This window comes from Novosphingobium anseongense, from assembly GCF_037482895.1.
GTDB lineage: Bacteria > Pseudomonadota > Alphaproteobacteria > Sphingomonadales > Sphingomonadaceae > Novosphingobium > Novosphingobium anseongense.
In genome coordinates, this window is the sequence record NZ_JBBHJZ010000008.1 from 84,487 (window position 1) to 96,756 (window position 12,270).

A 12,270-nucleotide genomic window follows, 5' to 3' on the forward strand; every position below is an offset into this window, starting at 1 on the left:
GAGTGGAACCATTCGGGAGGATATCAAACGTGCCGATAGTCACTCGCCCCCCCCCGCAAACCCGCATGGTCCCAAACTTCCAACTTTTCTGGCCATGCCAGACCACATCGTAGCCGAGCTCGCGGATCGCATTCTCAGGAAGTTCTCTTGCGGCGCTTTTAGCTCCTGCAGGACAGTTAGGATTATTCAACGGAGACAGGCGACGATCGCCGCGATCACCGATAGCGTCTCCTGCGGATCGCGGACGCGAACAGTGTCGAGGCCCAATTCCTTCGCAGGGTAGTCGTTCCCACCTGGGAAGATCGCATCGCCGATGAACATCATCGCATCGAGTGGGATGCCGCTTTCATCCCGAAGCCGCTTCAGCCCATAGGCCTTGTCCACGCCTTCACGAGTGATGTCGATCGAAGTGGCCCCGCCCATGTTGATCGACATTCCGGGGAGGCGCGTCCGGAGATCCGCCTGGATGACCTTCCGCTTGGCGAAGTCCGGATCCCAAACCTCCTTCGCCTCAGTCGGCGCCTGCTGGCCCAGGGCGGAAAACGTGATTTGGCTACCGCGATCCTCGATGCGTTCGCCCCAGGTACGCTCGGGCACGAAGCCGGTCGCCTCCAGTGATTCATCGAATGCGGTCAGGATTCGAGCCCTCTGGCCTTCGTTGAAGAGTTCCGCGTAGGCGGCGCCCCATCCCGAGCCACGATTCGTGTAGAGCTTCGTCCCCGTGGTCGGCATCAGCCAAAGCCGAGAAAGATCGGCGTGACCAGGCAGGCGGGATGCCACCTGCTTTTCGAACTGCGGCCAATCGCCGCCAGAAATGACTGCCACCTCAGCGACTCCCAGCAGGTCTGCAAGGGCTTCGCCCATGTCCTCTTTCAACGGCTGCTTGCTCTCAGCGAGGGTTCCATCGAGATCAAAGGCGACGAGTTTCTTCAAGCGGCGGTACTCCTGTTCACAGCGCTTCCGATGCGGACGAACTACGCTCGTCGCGCGCGGTTCCCACCGCAATGTCAGACCATGCATCGGTCACCGGCGCGACTTCGAGCCGGTCGGCAGGCTTGGCCCATCATCCCGACGTGAAGATGACTAGGAATGCGATGAACTTTGGGACGCGCCATCGAGCGTCGTATCGATCGCATGGGCAAGCCCGTCTTCGCTGCTCAGCAGGGTCACGGCGTCCCCCGCCATCCGTACATCTTCAGGCGCCCTGGCCCATCGCGACTGCGCGCCCCGCGACCCTGATCATGGCGATATCGTCGAAGTTGTCGTCGATCACCGCGGTTCCGCGAGCGAAACGCCGTGGCAGCTTGTCAGCGCCTTTACACCATCGCCCTTGTCGGCAGCGGACGCGGTGACATCAAGGTTGTAGCGCTGCGACCGTACGCCCCAGCCCAGTCCCCGAGTTCTGCCCGACTTCAGCCTTGAGCCCTTCCAGCCTCCCGAAGTCGTGACTAACGCCCACGATCTTATCGACAATTACGTGAGGCCCGTGAAATCCTCACAGATTGTCGGCTCGAGATTGGTCGACAGACGCTCTCGCGCAATTGAAGGGTACGAGCCGAAATACGCGGCTTCACATGCTCTGCCGAGAGGATTCCACCGAACGCCCTACAGGCGAACCTGTTCGGGCGCTGAGCTGTTTCTAGGTCTTGCCACTTCAGCGCCCGTCCAAATCTGCGCGTTGAGGGCTCTTGTGTCAGCATCTCGAGAGTATGGAGTCTCAGTCATACGCATTCCGGCTCTGCGCAGCCGTAAGCGCACATGAGGCGAGCGGGATAATTGCAAGGAGCAACGCATTGCTCATCCGCGCGGGTTTTCGGCAACATGGATTCATCCAAATCGTCGTCATGGATGACGGACTAACTCTGACTGGCAGATGGTGAGCTCGTTTTACCGCATCGGCTCGTCAGCCTTAATCTAGATTGGTGCTATTTCGGATTCAGCACCCACGTTGAGCCGTTGTCTGCTGCCTGGCCCGCCAGGAGACCCCACAGACGGCCCTACGGTTCCCTCGCTGCGCCCCACACTGCAGCGAGGGAATTTTTGCCGTCACGATATGACCTTTGCCGCGTTTTTGGAAACGCCGCCCGAGGCTGCTGCGTTAAGCGCTCATGACGAACGAGCAGTTTCTCTTCTACTTTAAACAGGCAGCGATGTGCGACCGTGAAGCTGCCACAGCAGTATCGGAGGCTGAGCGGCAACGTTTCCTGCTGGGCCGCGACGCGTGGGTAACGTTGGGCCGAGCAGTTGCGAAACGGTTCTGCGAACCGAGTCACCTTGGGGAGAAGCTCAATGACGCCGCTTGAACTGGCCGCGCGGTCGCTATGCAATAACGAGGGTCACGATCCAGATAGGGTCGGATTGTCGAACAACGGCGACCACTACTGGACCACCTATGTGGGCAAGGCCCGCGCTGTCCTGGAAGCCCTTCGAGAGCCGAGCGAGGCGATGTTGGAAGCCGTTTATCGAGAGATGCGGTTCGATGACGGCACAGCCCTGAAGGCGTGGCAACGTATGATAGACGCTGCGCTGGAGGAAGGTTGATGGAGGTGAAACTCATCGACTGGAAACCGTTTGAGGAATTGCCGGATGATCGCAGAGACCCTTGCTTGATGTTGCTATGCACCGCGGCCGGTTCGCCCCAGCTTGCTCATGGGGTCGGTACCGACTGGGCAAGTGATCTTGGATTTCCAAGGGAGACCGAGAAGAAACGAGGAGCTCCGGTTTTCGACAGGGAGCCGTTTTCCGAAAAGCCTATTGGGCTGTCGTCAATCCTTCAGGGTGAAAGCCGCGAACCGCTGGGGGCGCATCAGCGATTCGCGGTCAGGGCAGAGGTGCTGCCACAATGGAGAGAACCCGGCAGCGACCGCTTTCATGGGCATCCGACGCCTTGAATTAATTAGGAGAACACTTGCCTACCAACGATCCGATCGCCCGCGCCTTCGAACTGGCGCGTGAGGGGAAATGCCGAACGGTTACGGAGATCCGGAAGGTCCTGCAACGTGAAGGCTACGCGAACCTTGAAAGCCACTTCAGCGGCAGGTCGCTTTCACGGCAGTTAGGCGAGCTCATAAGCAAAGGCGGCGGCAACTGAGAATTGCTTGGCAATCCTAAAGAGTTAGGTCGAGCGCCCTCTATTGGAGGGCTTGGGCGTCCTGATCTGCACGTCCACAGGACCATAAAAGCTGTCCACGCGGTCAGCTGGGCCTGACCGGTGGATGGATTCTAGTCTGCGCGGAACCCTGGGCTTGTTGCTCCGTTGTGACGCACGCAATCTGATGGGAGAGCGATCGAGTGCACAGCGAGGGAAGTAACACTTCGGGGCCGGCATCGAGCGGATTGAGCAGCGATAGTTTTTTCGAGCTCTGGCGCGAGTTCATGAATAGGCCGCTAGCCCAGGCCTCCAGTTTTCCTGACGAACGCCAGGCATGGACCATTGGACTGTCTCGACATCGTGACAATCGGTGGAGCCGGCATCGACCCATTCAGCGAAGAGAATCGTGACCAAGCTCACTCCCCGGCTCGTTCGATCTGCGACCCAAGAGGACGTCGAAGTGGCCCTCAAGGATACTTGCGTGAGCTTTCCGATCCGGGATCCGGCGGATCTAATCGAGGCCTATAACCGCATTCTCGACGTGCTCGGCATCCCGGATAAGGATGGAAATGTTTACGGTGTTGCCGGATGAACGCGAGTGACATCGAGTGGCGGATTAAGCAGGCCGCCCAATGCGCTGAGCGATTCACGACGATCGCATTTGCCCATCTCGATCGGCCCAATTCCTGAGCTGCTGGCCGCGTCTCTTATCGAGTTGAATGGCGCTCTAGCATCGCTGACTGACGAGGATTGTCTTGGGCGGATCTAGTGCAGCTTGTCGCGAAGTTCACCGGTGAATAGCGAATGAGGCGTTTTTGCCGCAACTCCGGTAACTCTCCTCAATCGCACTCGAACTGACATGGGTGGCCACTGACTGCCTAAGACGTTTAGGTTCTTTCAGTCGTCGTTCGTTGCGCAAGCGCGACCCCAGCCCAGCACCGAACTGCCTCGAGTTGAGCGAGACGGACCTAGTTGACCCTGTGGTGACATCGGTCAGCGTACACCCTGCGCGTTGAACGCAGCTATTCGATGATGCAAGGCACCCCCGCACCCGTTCGCGCGTTACCCGAAGACCTCGAACAGGAAAATGAAATGGTCGCAACCGAAGATCTCGTGAGTGCCTTGGACGCAGCAATCGTTTCGGCGGAGGGCGCCTATCGGAGCGCGGTTGTCGCACTGGCGACGGCCGAGGCGGACAAATCATCCTCGACCGAACGCGAGCTTGCTGATGTCGATGAAATTCATCACGCGCGCACCCGCGTGATCGCCCTGCACGCTGCCCGCGAGGAGCTCGTGACGCACAGCGGGGATCGGATTTAGCTGTGGCAGCGAGCTATCAGTTCGGGATCGAGGAGGAGTTCTTCCTGGCCGACGCGGAAACACGCTCCACGCCTAACGGGGTCAAGCCTTTCCACATGGCCGCGCAGGAAAGGCAGTTCCAAATCGCCACCTATCAATTTGGTCTGCCTCCAAGGTACTAGCGAGCGCGCGTGCGTCGGGCCAGCGACGCGCCGTTCGCCGTGACCAGTTGGGCGATGTTAATATCAACCATCATGACGGCGGATATGCCGGTCATGGGCCGGGCCTCGCGCGGTATCTCCACGGCCCATCTAGCGCGGCTGGCTCGATTTTTCAGGCGGGTCGGCCGGTGCTTCCTCCGTAACCTCCCGTCCAGTCCTTAGCTCTCTTCCACTTTCGATCACGCCATCGTGTGAGGAATGACCCCAACAAATAACCGCCGCGCATGCCGGGAATACAAAAAAAGGGGAAACCTTGGAACTATAAGCAACGTTCGAGAGTAGTCTGAGCAACGGTCGCGAAACTCTGGCTCCCCCCGCCCCACTTGAGATGACCGACTACTTTCCAACTTACCTCCGCTTCGGTGGGGGTTTTCTTTTGGATATGGATCACGCTCTGTGGAGGGTGGAGCGAGCGAAATCGACGCCATTTGGAATTCTCGAAAGGTTGGGCACTCGGAGTGGGCAGCATTGAAGCGGGTGACACTCACTTTCTTCGTGCCCCGAAATCGCCGCATTAGATGTGCGAGCATACCGTGCCACGCGGGGTCTGGTATCTCAGTCCTCCACCTTCCGACTGAGATTCGCAAATTGGCAGAACGTTGTTTTCAGCTCTGCTTCGGCAGACCAAACGCTCGGTGTTTGAATTTGGTCGATTTGCGTGACGAGAGGGACAAAGCTCTCCTGAGCGCCGCTGGCGGAACTCGTAACGCAGAATTTGCCAGCAAGTCATAGCCGTGTCGCTAGTTGCTAATGTCCTCGTTCGCCTTGGCCGTCCGTCCCGCGGCCCTCCCGACAGCGAATGCCAGTCCAAGGCTACGGGAACGGATGGGTGTTCGAACTGTTGAGGTTAATGAACAGGGAGATCTCATGTCGATTCTGCCGCTCCTAGCCATCTGCGTATCTTCGCTCCCTACGGTAACGGCGCAACCGATTTGCGAGCGGCCGTTGCATGACACTTGGGGGCATTCACCGGCGATGCCCAACGACGAACTAGCGGCAGTGGTCGGGACTCATAGTGGCCTTACAAGACGCACGTTCGCTGCACTGACAGAAGCTCAGGCTAGAACCGACATTCGAGCTGCGCTTGAGGCAGGCGGACTCGAGATGGATGTTTGGTGGGGAAGCATTGGAAGCGCCATAATTGCGGACAATGTGCGAAACGCAGAAGGTCTGAGATAGCGCCCGCTACGACCAGGCCATATCACAACTTCGGTTGGTCTAGGCTGAAGCTTCAAGAACGCGCGTCACGCTTTCCGGGACTATGTTGGGTGCCATGCGTATCGCGCTCGTCAACATCAACCGCAACAGATCTGACTGGCGCTCCGTCTTGGTTTTTCGCAGAACCTGTTTGAGGTAGCCTCGCGCTGTCGCCTCTTTAATACCCATGTCCACCGCGGCCTCTCCCACCGTGGATCCGCTTACGAGCAGACAGGTTAGTCGGGTCTCTACCGGCGAGAGACTATAGATTCGGCAGATTGGCTCGAGGATTGACTTGATCTCGCGCGATGGGTCCAGCGCGAAGACAATCGCAGCCACGTCGTTTTTATCGACAGCTGCATGCTCCCCCGGAATGACCGACAGAATGAGGGGGGGTAGTTCTGCGCGGTCGACCGACAGCACAACAGCCTTGTTGGCTGAGGCTGCCGCGTCTTCCGACCTCCGGTTGATCTCGACGACATGGTGTAGAACCATGCGCAGACGCCCCCTGCTCTCTTTATGCGTCGTCTCGAGCACGCCCTTGCGTATCACGAGCGATCCGCTCCCCACCGTCATCTCGCCGGCGGCATTATTGTAGAAAAGTACCTCGCCCGAAGAGTTCAAGAGAAAAACAGCAATCCCCGTGCCGTCGAGCGCCGTTCGAAACGCGTTGATCTGTCGTGTCTTCTGACGAGCTAACTGCCACAAGTGAAAGTAGCCAAGCGCAAACGGTCTCCGGTGCGCATAGATTTGATCCGCTGCGGCCTTTCTATCCCGCGTGGCGTCGCGAAAAAATACGCTCAAAAGAAGTCGGCTGTGGCCCGGCACCGGCTTGATAGGGATTTGCATGACGTCCCAAGCTTGGTCATCAATCTCTGTATCTAGCCAACTTTGCTGCCTTGTCCCCTTCACCGGGTCGACACCTTGGGTCGATAGGATTCGGTGGGAATCGAAGCGATCTAGAAGTTCACCGAAATCGGAGCTGACGACTGTCGGCGGTGCGTCATCGGCATGAAGGGACAGGGCTATTCCATCGGCCGACATGATCCCCTTAATCTCTTCCAGGACCATCGGAAGATAATCGTCCGGCTCCATCAGTCTCTCCAAAACGTCGGTGACGGCGCGCTCGATCGGGTGCCCCCGACCGCGCTCGCCGCACACTGTAACGCTTAGAATCCCTTGAATAGCGTCGAACAGGACAAAGATTTCTTTGTCCCTGTCTGAACCACATTCGCGACAGCCCCCGCCCCACGTCCCTGCTCGAACCGTTGGGTTCACAGGTATCATGGCGCAAGCGAAACATCGCCGTGTCTTGATCCCGGCGCTAAGAAGGCGAAGGATTGAACCCCTCGCCCTCCTCGAATTATTTCAGGCGGCGCGCGGCTGCGCAGCGTTGTGACCGCCGTTGGCATGTAGGATCTGCTGCACTCGCTGGAAGCTCGCCTCTCCATTAGGATGGACGGTAACCAGTACCCCGCCTTGGCTCTTCAGCCGGTTGCCATAATATTCGACGTCGTCGTCGGCGACACCGTGGTTTTTCAAGGCTTCGTTCGCTGTACCAAGAGCGGCCCCTGCAACTGCGCCGATGGCGAGAGCTTCTGGAACCGCTGTGGCGGCGATTGCGCCAGCTGCCACCAAGGGGCCCACGCCAGGAATTGCCAGAGCTGCGATGCCGAGGCCCGCACCCAGGGCTCCGCCGCCAAGAATGCCGCGAAGCAAATTGCTGTGCTCTTCGTCAACGACCTCCCCGTCGGCATTCGCAGTGGTGGTGGTGCCGCGACGTTGCGTGATCAATGACAGCGAGGCGTCGTTCACTCCTTCGGTCCGCAGAGCTTCGATAGCATCCCGGGCTTCGTCATCGGTGTCGAAAACCGCAGAAACCACGCCGTTTGCGCTGTCGTTCCAAGTGCTCGAGATATCGGTCATTTTGCTCTCCTCGGTCGGATAGCCGGAGACATGTGATACGCCTCTTCACTCATGCGACCACCTTGCAACGGATCCACGAACCTTAGGTTTCGGCGACCTAACTAAATCGTGGAATCGCCCGGCCAGGCTAGCGCTTCTGCGCATTTCTCTCGCTGCGTGCCGATCGGCGTTTTAGCACGCTACTGGGCTGTACTGGCCCTGTATGGAGTAGGATCGCTATTTCATGCGGCGAAGCCGCGCTCGGCTGTCGAGGCACGACGCGGATTTCCCTTTCCTAACGAAAGCCCTTTCTCGAACCGTTCAATGAAATTTCCATCCCTCGCGTGACAGCGTATTTACGCTCTCGTGAGGCTGCTGCACCACTTTGTCCTGGACCTGAGCGTCAATCGTTCTTCAACCGTTTGCAGCTATCAGGATGCCTCGGGTCAGCGACTCCTCAGCCATGATCTGCGCTGGCCCGAGTTCCTTCTCAAACGGGTCGAAATGGACATGATGCTTCAGCCCGATCTCGATGCTCGGCGCACAACGGCAGCATCCGAAACTCTTCGCGAGCTTGGGCGAAAATTAAGTGTCCGGAACATCGGCACCAATGGGCAGAAGGCGGTTGCCGCAATCACTGTCGTTGCCGACATGTTGGCGGAAACCGCCTATCCGCCCCCGCACGCCCACACCGACGCTCTCATCGAAGTTCTCACGCTGGGCATCAGACACATGGTTCTGGAGCGGTAACGCTTCCTCAAACTCGGGCGCTGAGCCTCGAGTGACCCGCTAACGGCTGGCCGAGCTCATCGCGATCGCACCGGTCCCAACCGAGCGCATTATAGATGTCGCCACGCAGCTTCTTTCGATCCGATTATTTTAGAGAAGGCCAAGTGTCGGTCCTCCGCACCGGAGCACAGCGTCAGACTTTCTGTATCATCATCGGGCGACGTTCGACCGGCTCGCCGCTTACAAACTTTAGCACTGCGTACCGTAGTGCTTTATCTACCCCCCAGGACTTTGATTGCGCACATGCCCCAGGCGTATCGGTCCGATCGACCATAACGTTTTAACGCCACGACCGCCTTCGGATTGGGGGCGAAGCGCATATAAATCGCGCTTAGTGATTTCCCATTCGGTTTTCAAAATGTCCTGGCATATCTCAACAAAACGAGCCTGTGCCTCGAATAAGGGTCTGTCCGGAAGATATGCAGCGTTCAAACCATCGCTGAAGGGATTGAGTGGATCGGCTGGCTGGCTGATTACGGTCATTACTTGATGAAGCAACGATTTCAACTCTGCGTAATGCACGTCACGACGATCGACGAGCATCATGATCATCAGCATGGCTTCCGCGACCGAATCCTTTTTTGAGGTCTCGTTGGGGTGGAGGAATGCCTTTGCTTGGAAAATCGCCATCTGTTCGCGCAGGATGTGGATCCAGGCCTGTCGAAATTCAGCGTGCTTGATCTGCTTGGCGGTCCGGGCGGAGATCATCGCGGACCTCTTCGAGAGGCGCACCGAGTATGTCGCGCCTGCAAACGAGAACAAAATTGCGCTTATTGCGAAAAGCACGGCAACCATCGCGATGATGATGGCCGCTTGAGGATTGCTCAGCCAGTTCCACATGCAAAACTCATAAAGCAGCTCACAGAGTCAAACCCTATAAATTCCTACCCAAACGCCACTATGGCGCGACGGCCATATTCTATTTTAAATCCAGAAAATAGCCACGATGCCAAACTACATTATCACGATCTTCTTGCAAATCCCACGGCGACATACTCGCGCTGCGCAAATCTAATTTGCATAGTTCAACGCAAATTTTGCCGATACCCAGAAGAGTATCCGATGTTTATCAAGCCGCGCTACCTACAACACTATAAGAAATATAGCGATCAGAACACCGATCAACACGAGAGGACCGGCTATACGCGAAAAAAATTGAATTCCCGACTCAAGGTCTTTTATTACCTCAGGTCTTTCACTTTCTGAAGGCTGCCGCCGAGAAGCGCTACCCTCATTTGGGCAGGTCGACCCACTTTGCGACGTTAAATTTTCATCCACATGAGCATCCGGCGGCTGTCCCCCGCCGCTGTGTAAATCGCGCTGCATCCAATCTGCCCCAGAGGGCGATTCCCTCCAAAACCGAGGTTAACAAGTAGACCGCCAAATGCCATTGAAAACGGGCATTTTCTTTGAGAATTATGCATGTTTCGGAAGCGTTTTACATTGCCACAATTCCGCGACGCTGCGCCTGGAACGGGCGATCCCGCTTTAGGTATTACTCACACGTCGCGCCGAGGTGGATCTCCACGTTGCCTAGCGCATGTTTCGATACTTCCGATCGCGCCAGCCGAACGTGTTTCGGCCTCGCGCTGCACCCCATTGATCAAGCCTTTCGACAGCACCTGAGCGCGGGCATCGACGAATCTGGTCTCGTTTGTGATCGCTCTCGATGTCTTTGGGCGGTTCCGGGCGGCCGCTGATTTGCCGCGGGGGACACAATTTATCTCCGCGGACAACTGGCGCAATCACCGCTCAATCCCCGACAGCTCGCTGTTGTGCCCCAGCGCCGCAGGGACGCGACGACTGCTGCGTCCGCCTTCCCATCATCGGAAATTGCCTGCCACTGCGCGAGAAGCACGATTGAACATACGACGTTGCCACAGCGCTGGCCTGTCAGCTCGACTTGCATAAAGCGCGGGGTTTCGGATCACAATCGCGGGGATGACCCGAGCGCGGCTCACGGCGAGGTAAGAACACCCGCGTACCTGGCACGACCGCCAAGACTACCCGTCGCCGTTTCGCTGCGCATCGGTCCCATGCAGCTTCGCTAGTCAAACCTCAAACGCAGCCCCTCAGACCGTCGATAAATTCCTTCACGCAAAATTGCCAACACGGCCACGGGCGGACTACGAGATTTGAGATTGTGCCTTCAAATGATAGGGCGCATGCGAGTTGAAGAATCCGAGGGGCCACTTGAAACCACAGCGTAATCTCTCGCCCACGGATCTGGCCGATCTGGTTGCGGTGTTCGATACGGGATCGATGGGGCAGGCCGCAGAGCTGAACGGAAAATCAAAGCCTGCAGTCAGCATCACGATTACGCGACTAGAGCGGCTGTTGGGAATCGCCATATTGGTGCGCCCCTCGTGGAAGGTGCAGTTCACCCGGGAAGGCGAAGCCTTGGTAGCGAAAGCCCGTTCGGTTTTGGCAGAGGTCGACTCGCTGTACAATTTGGCCGGTGTACTCGCGACGGGTATCGAGCCAAAGATCGCGATCGCAATCGACCACGCGGTTCCTCAATCGATGTGCCAGTCGATCGTTTCGCAGGTCACCAGAAGGTTCCCGGAGACTGAAATAGAGCTTCTTGGCGCTGATGGCAGTCTTGGTCGCGAGCTCTTAGAAGCCGGCCACGCCCATGCAGCTGTGATGCTCGACACAGTTCTGCATCAAAGCTCGGTTCAATTTGAATGGAAGACCATCAAAGAGATCGAATTTGCCGACGTCTGTACAATCAGTGCTTCTTTCCATGGCGATACACGACCAACGCTGCCCCGGATATTGCTAACGAGCGACAATGATCATGACGAGTGCAGCCACTCGCCCAGGTGCATTACGGTCTCAAACCGTCTGCTGCAGCTAGCGCTGGTTCTGGACGGCTGCGGTTGGGGCCGGTTGCCCCTTCATTACATTGAAGAACATCTCGATGCGGGGCGGCTCATCCAGTTCGCCCAAGCTCCTGAGATACCTTTCCACCCGTCACTTTCGGTCGCCCGCAGCAAAGCGGAAGCCGGCCCCGTCGCTGAGTTTTTATGGAGCGTTCTGACTGATCTCAAATAGGTGTTGGTGATCGGCCCGCTTGGCGCTGAGAAATGACGCGACCTTGCCACAAGGGATAAAATATCGTCGCGCTGGCCAAAGCACCGTCATATTCCGATAGGCCGCCGCCTGTGCAGCGACAGTCTGCGCATTGTCGTTCTGGAAGCGGCATAAGAGAGGCAGCCGTCCGTGCAGCAGTCTTTCTCTAGGATCTGCGCGTCGACCGGAGCAAATCAAGCAGGTGGACAGTCACTTTAGTTTTGGATGACGGTTTCGCCAACCAGCTGCTCGCCGTCAAACACGCGCAGATGCACGGAATAGTGATCACTCGCGCCTAAAGCGCCAAATGACACCTGCGACAGGTGCGCGGGCCTGTTCGCCTCAATTGTCACCTGCCCACCTTGACGCACAACCGAATTACCGGATGGACCACGCTTCTCGCCGATCAATTCATAGCGCGCAACGAAGCTTGCCGGCGACTTCACGTGCCCGACGAAGAGTTGCCCCTCCGCGGCGATCCAACATTCGGTCACGTCATTTCCTTTGGTTGCGCCGCCTAGAACTAAACCGCCGAGAATAATGGCGCTGCTAAGGATTGTGCTTCGAAACATACTCGATCAGTTGCCGGTCGGCGGTGCGACAGTGCCGCCGCCGGGAACGATGACCGGCGCACCGTTGGTGCCGGTGCCGGTGCCGCCCGTGGCGTTCTGCAGAGCCTGGGCCGCGGCCTGT

General features: G+C 57.7%; 12 protein-coding genes. 7 read left to right on the plus strand and 5 right to left on the minus strand.

Annotated elements, in window-relative coordinates; all coding sequences use genetic code 11:
* Positions 1–186: 186 nt before the first annotated feature.
* Positions 187–933, minus strand: a complete 747-nt coding sequence (locus tag WG901_RS22765; RefSeq protein WP_339589432.1) for an HAD-IIB family hydrolase — start codon at positions 931–933, stop codon at positions 187–189.
* Between the two features lie 1,356 nt (positions 934–2,289).
* On the opposite strand from WG901_RS22765, the gene WG901_RS22770 reads away from it, so the two are divergent.
* The 5 genes from WG901_RS22770 to WG901_RS22790 all read left to right on the plus strand — a co-directional run bounded on the left by WG901_RS22770 (position 2,290) and on the right by WG901_RS22790 (position 4,411).
* Positions 2,290–2,541: a hypothetical protein gene (locus tag WG901_RS22770; protein WP_339589433.1), complete on the plus strand. Its 252-nt coding sequence runs from the start codon at positions 2,290–2,292 to the stop codon at positions 2,539–2,541.
* Positions 2,541–2,891, plus strand: coding sequence for a hypothetical protein (locus tag WG901_RS22775; protein ID WP_339589434.1), 351 nt, complete (start codon positions 2,541–2,543; stop codon positions 2,889–2,891). The genes WG901_RS22770 and WG901_RS22775 overlap by 1 nt, the downstream gene beginning before the upstream one ends.
* A 17-nt stretch (positions 2,892–2,908) precedes the next feature.
* Positions 2,909–3,091: a hypothetical protein gene (locus tag WG901_RS22780; protein ID WP_339589435.1), complete on the plus strand. Its 183-nt coding sequence runs from the start codon at positions 2,909–2,911 to the stop codon at positions 3,089–3,091.
* Positions 3,092–3,497: 406 nt separating this feature from the next.
* Entirely contained in the window at positions 3,498–3,683 is a 186-nt protein-coding gene (locus WG901_RS22785) for a hypothetical protein (protein ID WP_339589436.1), read from the plus strand.
* Positions 3,684–4,183: 500 nt separating this feature from the next.
* Positions 4,184–4,411, plus strand: a complete 228-nt coding sequence (locus WG901_RS22790) for a hypothetical protein (RefSeq protein ID WP_339589437.1) — start codon at positions 4,184–4,186, stop codon at positions 4,409–4,411.
* 1,418 nt (positions 4,412–5,829) lie between these two features.
* On the opposite strand, the gene WG901_RS22795 is transcribed toward WG901_RS22790, so the two are convergent.
* Complete coding sequence (locus tag WG901_RS22795) at positions 5,830–6,903, minus strand: hypothetical protein (RefSeq protein WP_339589438.1); 1,074 nt, start codon at positions 6,901–6,903, stop codon at positions 5,830–5,832.
* Between the two features lie 273 nt (positions 6,904–7,176).
* Positions 7,177–7,734 carry a hypothetical protein gene (locus tag WG901_RS22800; RefSeq protein WP_339589439.1) on the minus strand — a complete coding sequence of 186 codons (558 nt, stop codon included), beginning with the start codon at positions 7,732–7,734 and terminating at the stop codon, positions 7,177–7,179.
* A 345-nt stretch (positions 7,735–8,079) separates the two neighbouring features.
* Between WG901_RS22800 and WG901_RS22805 the strand changes: the two genes are divergently transcribed.
* Positions 8,080–8,463 (plus strand): hypothetical protein, encoded by a 384-nt coding sequence (locus WG901_RS22805; RefSeq protein ID WP_339589440.1) that lies wholly within the window; start codon positions 8,080–8,082, stop codon positions 8,461–8,463.
* A gap of 255 nt (positions 8,464–8,718) precedes the next feature.
* On the opposite strand, the gene WG901_RS22810 is transcribed toward WG901_RS22805, so the two are convergent.
* Positions 8,719–9,342, minus strand: coding sequence for a hypothetical protein (locus WG901_RS22810; RefSeq protein ID WP_339589441.1), 624 nt, complete (start codon positions 9,340–9,342; stop codon positions 8,719–8,721).
* 1,353 nt (positions 9,343–10,695) lie between these two features.
* Here WG901_RS22810 and WG901_RS22815 point away from each other — a divergent pair.
* A complete protein-coding gene (locus WG901_RS22815) occupies positions 10,696–11,559 on the plus strand; it encodes a LysR family transcriptional regulator (protein ID WP_339589442.1) in 864 nt (287 codons plus the stop codon).
* A 233-nt stretch (positions 11,560–11,792) separates the two neighbouring features.
* Here the strand turns inward: WG901_RS22815 and csgH are convergent, their stop codons facing one another.
* Positions 11,793–12,071 (minus strand): curli-like amyloid fiber formation chaperone CsgH, encoded by a 279-nt coding sequence (gene csgH / locus WG901_RS22820; RefSeq protein WP_339589443.1) that lies wholly within the window; start codon positions 12,069–12,071, stop codon positions 11,793–11,795.
* Between the last annotated feature and the right edge of the window lie 199 nt (positions 12,072–12,270).

Coding starts and splice junctions, on each gene's coding strand:
- WG901_RS22770 (WP_339589433.1), top strand. CDS start 2,290: ATGACGCCGCTTGAACTGGCCGCGCGGTCGCTATGCAATAACGAGGGT.
- WG901_RS22790 (WP_339589437.1), top strand. CDS start 4,184: ATGGTCGCAACCGAAGATCTCGTGAGTGCCTTGGACGCAGCAATCGTT.
- WG901_RS22800 (WP_339589439.1), bottom strand. CDS start 7,734: ATGACCGATATCTCGAGCACTTGGAACGACAGCGCAAACGGCGTGGTT.
- WG901_RS22795 (WP_339589438.1), bottom strand. CDS start 6,903: ATGGAGCCGGACGATTATCTTCCGATGGTCCTGGAAGAGATTAAGGGG.
- WG901_RS22810 (WP_339589441.1), bottom strand. CDS start 9,342: ATGTGGAACTGGCTGAGCAATCCTCAAGCGGCCATCATCATCGCGATG.
- WG901_RS22775 (WP_339589434.1), top strand. CDS start 2,541: ATGGAGGTGAAACTCATCGACTGGAAACCGTTTGAGGAATTGCCGGAT.